Source organism: Virgibacillus sp. SK37, from assembly GCF_000725285.1.
GTDB lineage: Bacteria > Bacillota > Bacilli > Bacillales > Amphibacillaceae > Virgibacillus_Q.
Genome location: NZ_CP007161.1, coordinates 2764799 through 2780110, shown reverse-complemented (window position 1 = coordinate 2780110; position 15312 = coordinate 2764799). Strand labels below are relative to the sequence as shown.

At 37.0% G+C, this 15312-nt stretch carries 13 protein-coding genes and 1 riboswitch; of the genes, 8 read left to right on the top strand and 5 right to left on the bottom strand.

The features are described 5' to 3' along the window. Positions 1-4: 4 nt before the first annotated feature. The 3 genes from tatA to X953_RS14110 are packed head-to-tail and all read right to left on the bottom strand — an operon-like array spanning position 5 to position 2723. On the bottom strand, positions 5-211 hold the full coding sequence (tatA, locus tag X953_RS14120; RefSeq protein WP_040956167.1) for a twin-arginine translocase TatA/TatE family subunit: 207 nt from the start codon (positions 209-211) through the stop codon (positions 5-7). 31 nt (positions 212-242) lie between these two features. Beyond that, a complete protein-coding gene (locus X953_RS14115) occupies positions 243-1955 on the bottom strand; it encodes a GMC family oxidoreductase (protein ID WP_040956166.1) in 1713 nt (570 codons plus the stop codon). 18 nt (positions 1956-1973) lie between these two features. Next, complete coding sequence (locus X953_RS14110; protein ID WP_040956165.1) at positions 1974-2723, bottom strand: gluconate 2-dehydrogenase subunit 3 family protein; 750 nt, start codon at positions 2721-2723, stop codon at positions 1974-1976. A gap of 312 nt (positions 2724-3035) precedes the next feature. Continuing rightward, positions 3036-3236: riboswitch (cobalamin riboswitch) on the top strand. 131 nt (positions 3237-3367) lie between these two features. Between X953_RS14110 and X953_RS19175 the strand changes: the two genes are divergently transcribed. From X953_RS19175 to X953_RS14085, 5 genes are all read left to right on the top strand, one after another. Beyond that, positions 3368-5968 carry a prenyltransferase/squalene oxidase repeat-containing protein gene (locus tag X953_RS19175; RefSeq protein WP_052350138.1) on the top strand — a complete coding sequence of 867 codons (2601 nt, stop codon included), beginning with the start codon at positions 3368-3370 and terminating at the stop codon, positions 5966-5968. Positions 5969-6030: 62 nt separating this feature from the next. Then, positions 6031-6900 carry a DUF4430 domain-containing protein gene (locus tag X953_RS14100; RefSeq protein WP_040956164.1) on the top strand — a complete coding sequence of 290 codons (870 nt, stop codon included), beginning with the start codon at positions 6031-6033 and terminating at the stop codon, positions 6898-6900. A 2-nt stretch (positions 6901-6902) separates the two neighbouring features. Continuing rightward, positions 6903-7790 carry an energy-coupling factor transporter transmembrane component T gene (locus tag X953_RS14095; RefSeq protein WP_040956163.1) on the top strand — a complete coding sequence of 296 codons (888 nt, stop codon included), beginning with the start codon at positions 6903-6905 and terminating at the stop codon, positions 7788-7790. Continuing rightward, positions 7763-9412: an ABC transporter ATP-binding protein gene (locus X953_RS14090; protein ID WP_040956162.1), complete on the top strand. Its 1650-nt coding sequence runs from the start codon at positions 7763-7765 to the stop codon at positions 9410-9412. The genes X953_RS14095 and X953_RS14090 overlap by 28 nt, the downstream gene beginning before the upstream one ends. Then, on the top strand, positions 9388-10071 hold the full coding sequence (locus tag X953_RS14085) for an ECF transporter S component (RefSeq protein WP_052350137.1): 684 nt from the start codon (positions 9388-9390) through the stop codon (positions 10069-10071). The genes X953_RS14090 and X953_RS14085 overlap by 25 nt, the downstream gene beginning before the upstream one ends. 21 nt (positions 10072-10092) lie before the next feature. On the opposite strand, the gene X953_RS14080 is transcribed toward X953_RS14085, so the two are convergent. Next, positions 10093-10323, bottom strand: a complete 231-nt coding sequence (locus X953_RS14080; protein WP_040956161.1) for a hypothetical protein — start codon at positions 10321-10323, stop codon at positions 10093-10095. A 215-nt stretch (positions 10324-10538) separates the two neighbouring features. Here X953_RS14080 and X953_RS14075 point away from each other — a divergent pair, with 215 nt between their 5' ends. Then, a complete protein-coding gene (locus X953_RS14075; RefSeq protein WP_040956160.1) occupies positions 10539-11366 on the top strand; it encodes an aldo/keto reductase in 828 nt (275 codons plus the stop codon). A 522-nt stretch (positions 11367-11888) separates the two neighbouring features. Further along, positions 11889-13076 (top strand): M24 family metallopeptidase, encoded by a 1188-nt coding sequence (locus X953_RS14070; RefSeq protein ID WP_198023277.1) that lies wholly within the window; start codon positions 11889-11891, stop codon positions 13074-13076. 346 nt (positions 13077-13422) lie between these two features. Here the strand turns inward: X953_RS14070 and X953_RS14065 are convergent, their stop codons facing one another. Then, positions 13423-14388: a D-glycerate dehydrogenase gene (locus tag X953_RS14065; RefSeq protein WP_040956159.1), complete on the bottom strand. Its 966-nt coding sequence runs from the start codon at positions 14386-14388 to the stop codon at positions 13423-13425. A 185-nt stretch (positions 14389-14573) separates the two neighbouring features. On the opposite strand from X953_RS14065, the gene X953_RS14060 reads away from it, so the two are divergent. After that, a complete protein-coding gene (locus X953_RS14060) occupies positions 14574-15263 on the top strand; it encodes a GntR family transcriptional regulator (protein WP_040956158.1) in 690 nt (229 codons plus the stop codon). Positions 15264-15312: the final 49 nt, after the last annotated feature.

The window sequence follows — 15312 nt, the reverse complement described above, 5'->3', positions numbered from 1 at the left end:
CCTCTTATTCCTTGTTATTGCTTGGACTCAGCTCATGCTTTGTTGTTTTTTCATCTTCATTCATCATGTCCCTAGTAGACTTTTTGAATTCGGATAGCGTTTGACCAACAGCAGATCCTATTTCTGGTAACTTACGCGGGCCAAAGATAATTAATATTATGACCAGAATTATGATTAATCCCGGGATACCGATACTTGCAATTCCTCCCATACCGTGTTCATCCTTTCTATTGTGTAAAAAACTAAGCTAAAGATCCACCATTTTTGCTGTATTTGATAATCCCTTCTGCACATCGGTAAGATAAAGCACCAACAGTGCCTGTAGGATTATAGCCGCTATTGTGCGGGAAGTTCCCAGCTCCAACAACAAATAGATTGTCTGCATCCCAATGTTGAAGATAATTGTTAACAACACTATCGTTGGGATCTGTCCCCATGATGGTACCACCAGTGTTATGAGTTGATTGGTAAGGAACAATGTCGTAGTCCGTCAATGGAGCACCTGGTACTACTGTTTTTGCACCCATCTCCTTCATTATGCTCTCCGTCTTAGACGTAATATATTTATGCAGATTTCTGTCTTGTTCTGTAAAGTTGTACGTTATTTGAAGTAAAGGTAAACCATATGCATCTTTATAATCCGGGTCCAGCGACATAAAATTCTCCTTATGAGGCATAGATGCACCTTGTCCAAATACACTTAAGGTACGGGAGTAATTTTCGATAGAAGCTTTCTTAAATTCAGATCCCCATACAGGAACATCCGGTGGGACAGGGTTTGTTAAAATAGGACGTGAACCTGTTTGAGCCAGCGAGATACTTGCCCCATGGATGAAATCTAGATCCTGATGATCAAAATTATCTCCATTAAAATCATCAATAGTCATTCCTAATGCGCCTGCTCCCATAAAAACGTTCATTTGCTCATCAAAAAATCCAGAAGATCCAGGACCAATTTGATATGCGTAATTTTTTCCTAAGGTACCTCGACCAGTGTTTGGATTATATTGCTCTCCAATATCGGAAACCATTAGCAATTTTGCATTGTTCAACACATAGCTTGTTAGAACTACAACTTCAGCAGGTTGAATGAATTCTTCGCCTGTTTGTCTATCAATGAATTTTACCCCAGTAACCTTATTTCCCTCTTTAAGTACTTCTGTTACGTTAGAGTGAAAACGAACATCGTAATTACCAGTCTTCATAGCTGTAGGGACAACAGTAATCTCTGGAGAAGACTTAGCTCCGTATTCACATCCAAAGCGTTCACAAAAACCACAATACTGACAAGCTGCTATTCTTTCACCATCTGGATTTTCATAGGACTCTGATAAATTTGCTGAAGGTACCATATAAGGATGATAGCCAAGTTCTTTAGTAGCTGTTTCAAATTTCTTTAAAATTGGTGTCTTTTTCATCGGGGGGGTCGGATAATCTGAAGATCTCTCACCCATGAATGGATTTTTATTATCTCCGGATAAACCAATTGTTTTCTCAAATTTATCAAAATAAGGCTCCAGCTCATCGTAAGTAATCCCCCAATCCTGAAGGGTATACTCTTTCGAGAGTTTGTTTTTTCCATACTTCTTTTCTGTTTGTGACTTGATTTCCATGTCATAGGGGAGGAAGCGATAGGTCATCCCGTTCCAATGCGTTCCTGCTCCACCAAGACCCTCCCCAAGTAAAAAGGAACCCATTTGCCTCATGGGCAATGCTCGCATCTTACGGTTATTTCTAAAAGTAACTGTCTCTTTAGAAAGATCTTGCATGAGTTCATAGCGTATAGCATATTTAAATTCATCATGAACTCTTAAATAATCAGCCGTGCCGCGTTTATTACCACGTTCAAGGCCACGTACCTTTAACCCCGCCTTCGCACACTCGGCTCCAATGATACCACCTGTCCATCCTACACCTACTGTAACTACATCTACTTTGTCCAATGTTTTTACCACTTTTTTCAACCTCCACGCTTAATGCATCGAATTTATAGACTTTGGTTCCATCTTCATGAACTTTTCTTTTTCAATATCGTTAATGTATGCAGCCTGATGACCAGGAAATCCCTTCATTCGCCACCCATCCATATTATTATTTCCATTGTATATTGGATCAGCATAGGCACCTTCCAAGGTTGCTTGACGTAATAATTTAAAAAAGAATGCAGAGGAAACTCCAGTCATTTTTATCTTATCTTTTTGAAAATCTGTTAAAATTTCATCCATTTGTTCTCCTTCCAGCTCAATAAAGCTAGTGTCAAACCTACTCTCTGCCTCACTCTCCATTTTTTGTATCCCTTGCGTAAATATTTCTGCTCTCGTCAGCTTACTTTGATAACCTTGAGTGGCTTCTCCCGCAAAAAAAGGACCTTGCATATATTCTCTCGAGTTATTACCGTAATTGCCGTACAGTCGATTATCAATAAAGTAGGGAACACCTAAACCGATCGCGCCAGGTCCAAGCTCATCCTCTGGGAAGATCCTTTCCGTAGCCTGTGATAAAATTTTAAAATCTTTATCATTTGAAAAGAACATTCTTCCTCGAGTGCTTGTACCAGTTTTTGAGGTATCCCCTGTTTTTTCTTCAAGGGCTGTTCCTCCATTGTCATTCATATTATAGCCAATGAGACCTCCTATAAGGCCGCCTCCCACTATGGATCCAGTAGCGATTCCAGTCGTCTTCAAGAAGTCTCTTCTTGACAAACCTTTCTTTTCATTTGCCATTTATGTGCCTCCATTTCAATTAGTCTCCAAACATTATGATTATTCATAAAAGCTTAAGCGCCTTGGGAACTTGAGGTGGGCGCTGGCGCTGGACATGATTAATCAAGTAACAAAAGATATCCACAGGTTCCCAATTTTAAAGTCCCTATGCAATAATAAAACCTTTATAACTTAAGGTTTCCTAAATATACCTTTTTTATACTATTATCTAAGTTTGTAGAAAAAAGCAGATAAGTGTAATTGATTCTTTTTATTTCTATTATTTTCCTAAAGAGAATTGACGATTGTTTACTTGTCGCTTATGATAAGAATAATTGAATACTAGAAATAGGTTGATTTATGGAATTTTTTTAATAGCTTCATAGATCATTAAAAGGGAAGTCCGGTGAGATGCCGGCGCGGTCCCGCCACTGTAATTGGGAGTTTCTATTCTATACCACTGTCTTTGGACGGGAAGGTAATAGTAAACGTTGATCAAGAGCCAGGAGACCTGCCTGTTTTGGAGTCATTCAACCTACGCGGATAGGGAGGTGTGCAATGTATTTTTAAGATGAAATTGTATAATTATACATAGCATTTATTAGAAGCATCTCTACGTTTTAGGGGTGTATTTTTTATGTCAAAAAAAGGAGAGTGAGAAAGAAATGAAGTCGAAAAAAATATTAATGAAAGCGTTTGCCTACATATTTTCCTTGTTACTAATTATTGGAAACATTACATTTATCCAGCCATTAAGCATTAATGCGACATCCCTTGAAAATGCAGTCACTATTACTGCGATGAATGAAAATGGGGATAATGTACTACCACTAACAGCTGTATCCATTGCAGAAGGTGATACTTCCTTGGATGTGCTACAGAAAGCAGGAAAGAAGAATAATGCGAAAATAGTAACTCAATCTGAGAATGGTGAAGAAGACTTATCGATCAATGGTGTAAAACCATCAACATCTCAAAGCTGGCTATTAGTAGCTTCTGGGCAACAACATGACAATGAAGTGACTAGTTATAAAGTCAAAAATGGCCAACATATATACTTTAGATTGAACGATAATGATAAAGAGCTTCCAACAGTAACTGGTAAGGTATCCGCAAAAGGTATTGATGGGACCGCTATATTACCTGAAACAACAGTAACTGTTCCTAAAGGAGCTACAGCTTATGATGTATTGGTACAAGCAGCTAAAAGCAACAGTAAAAACGTCCAAGCTTCTATTGATTCTGATTATCACACGTTTGTCAATCAAGTCGGGGATATAGAGCTTGGCCAGTACGATTATTGGAGCACTGCTATTAATGGCACTGCTTTAGAGAAGAGTATTGTTGGCCACCAAATAAAAAATGGCGATCATCTTCAATTACAAGTGAAATCATATACACCTCCGGAAGAGGATATAGATAAATCAGAGGAAGAAGATAAAAAGAAAGAAGAAAACGAACAAGTAAAAGAGAAGAAAGAATCAACAGAAAAGCCAGGGGAGAAATCAGACGAAAATAAACGTGAAAGTACATCTAAAAAAAGCCAGTCAATTCAACAACACATCAGTGATATTAAAAAATATATCTCCGCGAATAAAATTACATTTACAAAAGGCCAAGAATGGTGGGTATGGGGAGCAGCTCATACAGACCTTAGTACTCAAAGCTACGTAACTTCTTTAAAGGGGAATCTACCGGAAAAATTCAGAAATTTATATGATTTGGAACGGATGATCATTGCCATTTCGGCTACAGATGAAGATGCTACAAATATAGAAGATCGTAATCTTGTAGTGGAAATGATGGCACATAGTTGGTTTGAAACGGATGATCCATTAATTAACGCCTTAATATATGGTCTGCTTGCAATAGATAGCGGTAATTATGAAGTACCTAAAGAATTTAGACAACAACTGGTTGACGGAATTTTAGCAAAGGAATTGCCCACAGGAGGTTGGGACTTCTTCGGAGGCAACCTTTCTCCAGACATGACTGGAATGGCCCTTTCTGCCTTAGCTCCATATCAGAAGCAGCCTAAGGTGAAAAAGGCTATAGATACAGCTGTTCACTCCTTAGCATCCTCTCAGGATGAGACAGGGGGCTACTATATTGAATTTAATGGTGGAGATTCTTCTGAATCTGTATCACAAGCAATTATCGGTCTAACAGCTGTTGGAATAGATCCAACCAGTAAGCAATTTACAAAGCAAGGTGGAAATCTAGTACAGCATTTGGAGAAGTTTAAACAAGATGATGGTGGGTTTTCACATCTTATTGATGGGGATGACTCCAATCCAATGGCAACACAGCAAGCGTTATTAGCTCTTGTTGCTTATCAAAACTTCACAAATAATATTGGTTATGGATCTGTCTATCACTTTAAGAATCTCGAAGAAGAAGAAAAACCAAAACCGGAGCTTCCAGAAGAAGATGATAATGAAAAAACAGATAATCCATCAGAAGATAATGAAGAGAAGAAACCAGGTGATCAACCAGAAAAAATAACTTTACGACCAGACTCCCAAATTAAACAGGGCCAAATGGAAGTAGATATTACAGAAGCACTACTTTCAGAAGTGAAAGAAAATCAATTGGTAATTATTCAGCCAAACAATGCAAAAGAGCAAAACAGTATACAGGTTAAATTGAATCAAGCTGCATTAAATCAATTGGTCAATATGCAAAATGATTTAAAAATTAATAAAGGTGATACTTTTTTACTTATTCCTAACAGTATTATCAAGCAATTATTGAATGAAGCAAGTGGTGGAACAGTAAGTATTCAAATGGTAAAACAAAAGGCAGATAGAGCAATTGGTGAGGTATATGATTACACTATTTTTGCGGGGGATAATGTTATTAGCAACTTCAATAACGAACATATTACTGTGGGATTAGATGTAGACACGGAGACGGTGAAAGATTTTGAGAACGATCAAGTAAAAGTATTTTATTACAATGAAGAAAAAGAAGAGTGGGAAATACTTCAAAATAGCAAATATGATCCAGTGTCTGGAATGGCCACTGCGCAAGTGAAGCATTTTAGCACGTACGGGGTGTTTAAAGAAGCTGAAACACAACAATTAGGTACACCTGAAGCAAATAAGGAAAATGAAAAGAAAAAACCAAACGAGAAGGGAAATTCGAATAATGGTAATAAATTACCGAATACCGCTACTTCCATGTTTAACTTTATCGGTATAGGTTTTATTTTACTAAGTGGAGGTATTGCTTTAATCCTAGTTAAAAGGAGAAAAAGTGCTTAAAAAACAAGGGGTAATTCTGGAAACAGATTACCCTCTAATTTTTAAAAGGAAGGGAGAGCAGCATGTTGAAACGCGTCTTAACAGTATGTATGCTAAGTATTTTGTTTCTATTCCTATTAGCTTGTAGTAAGGATGAAGTTACTCCTCATGGAGAGGTGGATCAAGTAACAGCACATACCGAATCAGAGGAAAGAGTCCTCAATAGTTCTGCAGCCAATTCAGATGACAAGAACAATAAGGAAAAAGATGAGAAGGTAAAGGAAGAAGAAAGTTTACCCGTTGGTAAAGAAGATCAAAAAAACCAGGTTGAGAGTAATTCTAACGGTAAAACAGATAGAAAGTCCAAAAATGAATCCCCTTCAAAAAATAAGACTAAACCAAAAGAGGAGAATCAGCCTGCGAAACAAGATGATGGAAATTCATCAAGCAAGGCTCAACAACATACACCTGACTCTTCAACCAAGTCAAAAGAAAAAGCAACAGAACAAGGGAAAACAGACTCAAAGCAGCAGTCAAAACAATCATCCGACGCAAAGCCAAAACCAAAACCTGCTGAAAAACCAGAAGCAAAACCTGAACCTGAAAAACAAAAGAAAACTGTTACGGTGTCAGTAAATACAAGAGATGTTAAAGGCATGGTTTTACCTTCCACAAAAGTTACGTTCCAAAAAGGAGATACAGCTTTAGATCCTACCTTGCGTATTTTAAAACAAAAAGGTATTCAGATAAGTGTGCGGGGATCGGGGGCTACCGCTTATGTAGAAGGCATTGATAATTTATATGAATTTGATGAAGGACCGTTAAGTGGCTGGATGATAACGGTTGATGGAGTACTTATTGATCGGAGTGCAGGCATTTATCCGATACATGAAAACTCTGTAATTAAATGGGTGTACACAACCGACTATATAAACAATCCGGCAGGTGGATAATAATGGGCAGGGGAATAAAATCCTATCATCCATTTATTCTATTACTCTACTATGTACTTGGTATAACGGGTTTCATGCTGTATCAACATCCAATATTTCTTAGTGTTGGTGTCTTGTTGATCATTTGCTTTATTTTGCTATTAAATCTAAGTGCTGAGCTAAAAAAATGGGGGTGGATGATTTTTACAATGAGCTTGTTCATTTTTATCTTCACCCCCTTATTTAATCGGAAAGGGAATCATATCTTATTCTACTTTATGGACAGGCAAATTATGCTGGAGGCAATTATACAAGGAAGCATGATTGCATTAACATTAATAGGAATTATGTCGATTTTCATTACGTTCAATCATTTAATGACATCTGATAAATTTTTATTTCTGTTTTCAACAATTTTGCCACAATGGGCCTTACTTACTATGCTTTCTATGCGGTTTGTCCCTCTTTTAAAACAGCGGCTGAATCAAATGAAAGAAATTCAGGAGTTGAAGGGAGTCTCTCTTAAACAGGGTACAATTAAAGGCAGAGCAAGAAATGGGATGCTACTGCTTCAAATGCTGCTAACAAGTGCGCTGGAGGAGTCGATTCAATCTGCAGATTCTATGACTGCGAGAGGATATGGTATTAAAAAGCGAACTACCTACCATGCTTATTCCATGCAACTAAAAGACTGGCTGGCATTTATGTTTTTACTTGTTATGGGATTTTTAATGTTTCTCGGTTGGTGGCTAGGAGATGGTGTCCTGCAGCTTCTCCCAATTTTAGAACAAGTTGGACTGGATGGAAGAGAGTATGCATATTTAACAGTTTGGATTTTATTAATTGGCTTTCCGATTGGGATAGAAGGGAATGAAGTAATCAAATGGAAATATTTGCAGCAAAAGATATAAGCTTCACCTATCCGGATAGACCGGAGCCTGCATTGAAAGAAGTTAATTTCTCCATAGAAAAGGGAGAATTCGTACTGCTTTGTGGTGCTTCAGGTAGTGGTAAATCAACACTCTTAAAATTGTTAAAACATGATATAGCCCCACATGGATATATCAATGGAACGTTGATCTTTAAAGGAATGGAGCTGAAACAAATAGCCCCATTCGTACGCGCTAAAGAAATTGGGATAGTATTCCAGAACCCGGAAAATCAAATTGTTATGGAAAAAGTGATAGGAGAGTTATTATTCGGGTTGGAAAATGTGGGTTATTCAACACAAGAAATGCGCAAAAAACTTGCAGAGATGGTACATTTTTTTGGGTTGAACCATTTACTTGAAAGAAATACAAATGATCTTTCAGGTGGAGAAAAACAGTTACTTAATTTAGCGTCTGTATTACTCCTTGATCCAGAAGTACTTTTACTTGATGAACCGACTGCTCAACTAGATCCAATTGCTGCTAAGGAGCTCATTTATATGCTTAAACGAATAAATGATGAATTAGGCATTACAATTGTGATTGTAGAGCATCGGCTGGAAGAGTTATTCTCGATTGCCAATAAGGTAATTGTTTTAGAAAACGGAAGATTGATTATGCAGGATACACCTAGAGAAATAGTTTTAAAGCTTGCTAAACATACCTATTTAGAAAAACTATTACCAAGTGCCTCTCTAGTTTATCTGCATTATGAGAATCAATACGAATCGGCTAACGTACCTCTTAGTGTAAAAGAGGCAAAGCAGTGGTTGGAAACGAAAGAAATAGTAGAAACTCTTCCTATAAATAGAAAAGCAAAAGAAAAGCAAAAGTTACTGGAACTCAGTAAAATTGATTTTCAATATAATAAGCAGGAAAGACTAGTATTAAACAATCTTCACTTATCAGTATATCAAGGAGAATGGCTTGCAATTCTGGGAGCAAATGGAACAGGTAAAACGACACTTATTAAAGTGATAAGTGGAATTTATAGAGCGCAGCATGGTTATTTGAAGTATAAAGGAAAAAAAGTAAAGAAAGTAGATAGCAAGATTATTAGTTACCTTCCACAAAACCCAGCTTTATATTTCTTGCGTGACACCATTCTGGAAGAATATCAATACATAGCAAAACAGTGTAAAGTAAAAAATGCAGAAAATAGAATTCAAGAATTAGTAGTGAAATTCCAAATTGACCATCTTAAACACCGTCATCCTCAAGATTTGAGCGGAGGAGAGCAACAAAAAGCAGCTATGGTTGGTGCACTTATTACTAACCCGGCTATTTTACTAGTCGATGAGCCTACGAAAGGGATAGATCCTCATGCAAAAGAGCAAGTTGCTGACCTATTACGCTCTTTAAAAGAGGAGGGTCTCACGATTATTATGGTTACGCATGATGTAGAATTTGCTGCTAATTATTCCACGCGCTGTGCTCTCCTATTTCAAGGAGAGATTACAGTAATTGAAGATACGAAGAAATTTTTCCGCCAAAACGCTTATTACACCACCGTGATGAACAGGATTACCCGTAATACATCAGCCCCACCTGTTGTCACATTAGGGGAGACGAAATTCAGATGGAACGTCCAAAAAAGTTATTAATAGTAATATCTATTTTCTTATTTGTTTTGCTTGTAGCTACTACTCTGTTATCTAATGAACATTATCTAATTTTGAGTTTAGTAATTATGTTTGTAACCTTTATGCCATTTATGATTCGTTTCTCGAAGAAAAAACTAACAAGCAGGGAACTGGTATTGTTAGCTATCCTTGGATCCATAGCGGCAATTAGCCGAGTTCCTTTTGCTTCTCTTCCGAGTGTTCAGCCAACAACCTTTGTAATTATTGTGGCAGCCATCGCCCTTGGGCCACAAAGCGGCTTTGTTATCGGTGGATTAGCTGCGATTGTATCCAATCTCTTTTTGGGGCAAGGGCCTTGGACGCCTTGGCAAATGTATTCATGGGGTATGATTGGCCTTGTTGCCGGATTGCTACAACATACATGGATCATGCGCACTGGACTTGGAAGGATTATTTATGGTTTTATTGTAGGATTTTTATTTGGTTGGATAATGAATTTATGGTTTATTATTGGAGTAATTCAGGAGACTACATGGCAATCGTTTTTACTATATTATAGTGCAAGCTTTTACTTCGATCTTGCTCACGCCTTATCCAATGTGTTTTTTCTGCTATTATTTGGACCAGCGTGGATTAAAATAATTGAAAGATTTAAAAGAAAGTATGGTTTATTTGAATAAGAGAAAGATGGATGCCGGTAATTACAATGCTCCGGCATCCATCAATTCAATCACATCATCAATGGAGAATTTATCACCTTGAAGTATGGTCTGTTTTTTAGTCTCTATTTTTAAATCGTCTTTTTTTGTTTCATCCACGTGGGCTGGAGTCTCTACTAGCGTTATGAAGTAGTTTTTGTTTTCTAGTGTAAAGACTCCTTCTTCTAGAAGGTTCTCAAGCACAGCTTCTTCATGCTTTGTAAGCTTCCTCATAATACGTAACCTCCTATAAAACGAGAGTAGTCGGTAAACAATATATTAATTCGTTGTTTTTAATTAACTTAGGTGGGTGGGAAATAAGTTTACTCAAATAAAAGAGAGATGAACTGCATAAGGAAGTGCGTTATTTCTTTTAATAGGGCTATTTATTTTCCAGATAAAAAAATTACCTTATACTTAAAATCAATACAAGAGAAAGGGGAATTATTATGATTAACCACATACAAGATACAGTTGTGTTGAATAATGGTATAAAGATGCCTGGCTTTGGTTTAGGAGTATATAAAGTCGAGGAGGGAGAAACGGTTATAAATGCTGTGAGAGTTGCTCTGGAGCATGGCTATCGCAGTATTGATACAGCCTCTTTCTATAATAATGAAACCGGAGTTGGCAAGGGGATTAAAGAATCTGGAGTTTCTCGAAAGGATATTTTTGTTACCTCAAAAGTTTGGAATGACCAGCAGGGATATGATTCTACACTACGGGCTTGTGAGGAGTCACTGAAAAAACTTGATGTCGAATACCTTGATTTATATCTTATTCACTGGCCAGTTAAAGGGTTATACAAAGAAACATGGCGCGCAATGGAAAAACTCTATAAGGACGGGAAAGTTCGTGCCATTGGTGTCAGCAATTTTCATATACATCATTTGCAGAATCTATTAGAAGATTGTGAGATCAGGCCTGTAATAAACCAGGTGGAATATCATCCGCATCTCACCCAGGAAAAACTTAAAATATTTTGTGAGGAACATAATATACATCTTGAAGCTTGGTCTCCACTTAAACGTGGAAGCTTATTGAATGAACCTACATTAGAACATATCGGTGGAAAATACGGTAAAACTGTAGCTCAAGTTATCTTACGATGGGATATTCAGAATAACGTTATCACCATACCGAAGTCTATAAATGAGCATCGAATTAAAGAAAATGCAGACATATTTAATTTTTCTCTAACAGAAGAAGAAATGCATAAAATTAATTGCTTAAACAGGGAAGAGCGTGCAGGAACAAACCCGGATAGCTATGATTAATAGATAAATTTCAATTGAATACTATTGACTTATTTATTTCTAAACCTACCCCAACTAACTGAATTAATAAGCGTATTTAATTTAAAACTGGTTGTACAGACAAAGTGGTTACCAAGATCTTTTCTTGTCTGTATTTCTGGTTTTTTAAAATTAAATTGAACTTCACCTTTCATGATAAGATGTCACTCCTAAAGGTATGAACAAGAAAAAGATTGCATATATTTTCTGGAAAATCTCTTACTTATAACTTGCTCAATAAGAATTTGATTTAATTGTTAAAATGTATTGACAATTTAAAATTATATGGAATATAATAACCGTACATAATGTCGACAATCGACAAATTGAGTTTAGTACCAATTCATCACTTAATTACATTTACTAGTATTATAACAAGATCTTAAAAGGTAAGCTGAAATAAGCACTACTACTTGTTACTCATAAATTAGGTGAAGGAGGTATTTTTACGCATAAAGGAAAGCGCTTACAAAGATGTGGACTTTGAAGAAGGGATGGGATAATATGTTGACATTTCCTATTTCAGAATTTCAAGAAAGACTTTATAAAACAAGACAAAGGATGGAACAAGTTGGCATTGAAGTACTACTGGTAACTGATCCGGCGAACATGAACTATCTAACAGGATATGATGCGTGGTCTTTTTATGTGCATCAATTGCTTGTTGTAATGGTGGATGAAGATCAGCCTTATTGGATTGGTAGAGGAATGGATGCTAATGCAGCAAAATACACTACCTGGTTGGATGAGAAGCATATTCATCCATATGCAGACCATTTTGTCCAGTCAACAATTAGGCATCCAATGGATTTTGTTTGTGAATTCTTGAAGACGAAAAAAAGTGATAAGAAAACAATCGGAGTAGAAATGGATGCCTACTATTTTACTGCTCAATGTTATCTTCGACTCACCCAAGGGCTAAAAAATGCCACTTTTGTTGACGGAACAAATTTGGTCAATTGGATTCGAATTATTAAATCCGATCTGGAAATTGAGTATATAAGAAAGGCTGCAAGAATATCCGAAAAAGCAATGCAAATTGCTTTTGATACAATACAGGAAGGTGTAAGGGAATGTGATGTAGTAGCAGGGATATCTTATGCCCAAATTACTGGGACGGAAGAATATGGTGGAGACTATCCTGCGATCGTTCCACTACTTCCTACAGGAGAGAAGACGTCTGCCTGTCATTTAACATGGACAGATGAGCCATTTACAGAAGGCACCCCCGTAATTATTGAATTGGCAGGTTGTTATAAACGGTATCATTCGCCTTTGGCTCGTACTGCGGTGATAGGTAAACCTAGTGAAGAATTGTACCGGTTAAGTGAGGTAGTTATTGAAGGATTGAATGCAGCACTGGACTGTATTAAATCCGGTGTCACCTGTGAAGAAGTAGAACAGTCCTGGAGAAAGTCTATTGAAAAAAATGGAGTCAAAAAAGAGTCTCGTATGGGTTACTCCACTGGACTAAATTATCCGCCGGACTGGGGAGAGCACACAGCGAGTATAAGACCAGGGGATAAGACAATCTTGCAGCCAAATATGGTATTTCATATGATTCCAACCATAGATTTAGGTCCTATTGGTATGGAAATTAGTGAGTCCTTTCGTGTAACGGAAAACGGCTGTGAGGTACTGGCCGATTTTCCCAGGGAACTTTATGTAAAACCAAATATTCGTCTAGCATGATGAATAGTTTTGCGGCTAGTCTGGAAGAACACCTCTCGCTTGTGAAAGACATTCCCGATCGATTTAGCGCCCGCAATGTCTATCATACGCTTTTAAACAACAGCTTTTAGATATTTTGCTATCTTAACCGCTATAAATATCACAAAGCAATAAAAGGGGCTTGCCATTTGTATTTTGAAGATTAAAAAATGAGGGCAAAATATTAGAAAATAAAAACAGATCCACCTATAAACTGAGGCTGGATCTGTTTTAAGATATTAGAATAAAAATGGGACGAGTAATTGTAGTCTCTGGTTAGGGCAAATTTGCCTATCTTAGTTACTTCATGGCGCTTATGCTTTTTCTATTATTCACGAATGAGGTTTGGTGGGATCCTTCCCTGTATCCCCTCTTCCAGGTTATGAGCTGCTAGCTTAGACATATTAAGTTCTGTTTCGTAGGTTGATGAGCCAATATGCGGTGTCGTTACGACATTTTCCATTTTAAGAAGTGGATTATCCGGGTCAACTGGCTCTTTTTCAAAGACGTCGAGCCCAGCGCCAGCTATTTCACCACGTTTTAGAGCTTGAATTAAATCTTCTTCTACGACTGTTTTCCCTCGAGACCCATTAATAAAAATTGCTGTTTTTTTCATTTTCTTAAATTCATCTTTCCCAATCATACCTTCTGTTTCAGGAGTTAAAGGAGTAATAAGACATACAAAGTCTGATTCCGATAGTAACTTATCAAGGTCGCAGTACTCAGCTGAGAAGGTTTCCTCGACGTCTGGTTTCCTTGAACGGCTATGATACAAAACCTCCATATCAAAGCCAAAATGCGCTCGTTTGGCAATGGCTTTACCAATACGGCCCATACCAACTATTCCTATCTTTTTGTGATGCACATCCAAACCAAAATAGGAAGAGTCTATTGTTTCACTTGTCCATTTTCCACTTTTTACATAGTGGTCGAGCTCAGGTATTCTTCTTGCAGCAGCAACTAGAATGCCAAAAATCGCATCTGCTACTGTATCAGTTAGTACTCCAGGAGTATTTGTTGCCATTATATTTCGTTTGTTAATTTCCTCCATATCCAGATTGTTATAGCCGACAGAAACATTACTAATAACCTTTAATTTCGGTGCATGGCTAAGTAGCTCACGATCTACGGGGAGCTCTAAGCCAATGATCCCCTCTGTTTCTTTCAATTGATTTAAAAACATAGGATCTTTTCTTATGTCAACACCTTCAAAATAATGGACATCATACTTCTCTTGTAGCTTTTCTAATACTGGTTGCTCCAATCGATTATAAACAATAACTTTTTTCTTCATAAAAATCCCCCTATCTACACTTAAAATAGGCATAATTCATTCTAAAGTCAACAGTAAAAATAAATAATTTAAAATTATCTAAATTTTATTGACAAGTAAATTCTTGTGTTTTATGATGAGTATAGTTTATATTGTCGACAATCGACAAACAACAATAATCCTAGAGTGGAAGGGGAGCTCGGAAAGTGGATGACGACCATTCTATATTACAAAAACCGCTTAGTCAGTTAATAGCTGATCAGTTAAAGAAAAAAATCTGGAACAAAGAAATTCAATTTGGTGAACGATTACTTGAGAGTGATCTTGCAGAATCTTTCGATGTAAGCCGAAGTACAATTCGAGAAGCATTGAAAATCCTTGAAATAGAAGAATTAGTAATAAGTAAAGCTAGAAAAGGTACGTATGTAGCAACATTTACTGAAGAAGATCTCGACGAAATTATTGAGTTACGTACATTAATTGAAGCAACGGCATTTACGAAAGCGCTACCAAAATTACAATCTTCTCATTATGCTCACTTAGAAAAGATTACCAAAGAGATGAAAGTAAAGGCGCAAGCGGAGGATTGGAAAGCATTATTTGACTTGGATGTACAATTTCATCGGTATGTGGTGGATCTATGTGATAATTCACGAATAATCAAGATTTACGATTCTCTGCAAGTACAGATTCGTACATTCCTTATGCATCTTGATCAACACTATTCCAGTTTCCACTCATTTTATGAAGAACATCAGGCCTTACTTGAGGCATTAAAAACCAAGGAAGCTTCTGTTGTTAAAGAAAAAGTGAAGAACCATATTGTTTATGTGGAAGAAAAAATACTTGGTAGGAAAGAAGTAGAGGAAGACAAAGTAATACAAGACCCGAATTAAAACTTCATGTGGGCTAGCCTATATGAATGAAATTTGAAGGAGGCTGATC

Excerpts from the sequence above, each read along its gene's own strand:
- X953_RS14065 (WP_040956159.1), bottom strand. The coding sequence starts at position 14,388 with ATGAAGAAAAAAGTTATTGTTTATAATCGATTGGAGCAACCAGTATTA.
- X953_RS19175 (WP_052350138.1), top strand. The coding sequence starts at position 3,368 with ATGAAGTCGAAAAAAATATTAATGAAAGCGTTTGCCTACATATTTTCC.
- X953_RS14090 (WP_040956162.1), top strand. The coding sequence starts at position 7,763 with ATGGAAATATTTGCAGCAAAAGATATAAGCTTCACCTATCCGGATAGA.
- X953_RS14085 (WP_052350137.1), top strand. The coding sequence starts at position 9,388 with ATGGAACGTCCAAAAAAGTTATTAATAGTAATATCTATTTTCTTATTT.
- X953_RS14075 (WP_040956160.1), top strand. The coding sequence starts at position 10,539 with ATGATTAACCACATACAAGATACAGTTGTGTTGAATAATGGTATAAAG.
- X953_RS14110 (WP_040956165.1), bottom strand. The coding sequence starts at position 2,723 with ATGGCAAATGAAAAGAAAGGTTTGTCAAGAAGAGACTTCTTGAAGACG.
- tatA (WP_040956167.1), bottom strand. The coding sequence starts at position 211 with ATGGGAGGAATTGCAAGTATCGGTATCCCGGGATTAATCATAATTCTG.
- X953_RS14080 (WP_040956161.1), bottom strand. The coding sequence starts at position 10,323 with ATGAGGAAGCTTACAAAGCATGAAGAAGCTGTGCTTGAGAACCTTCTA.
- X953_RS14095 (WP_040956163.1), top strand. The coding sequence starts at position 6,903 with ATGGGCAGGGGAATAAAATCCTATCATCCATTTATTCTATTACTCTAC.
- X953_RS14070 (WP_198023277.1), top strand. The coding sequence starts at position 11,889 with ATGTTGACATTTCCTATTTCAGAATTTCAAGAAAGACTTTATAAAACA.
- X953_RS14100 (WP_040956164.1), top strand. The coding sequence starts at position 6,031 with ATGTTGAAACGCGTCTTAACAGTATGTATGCTAAGTATTTTGTTTCTA.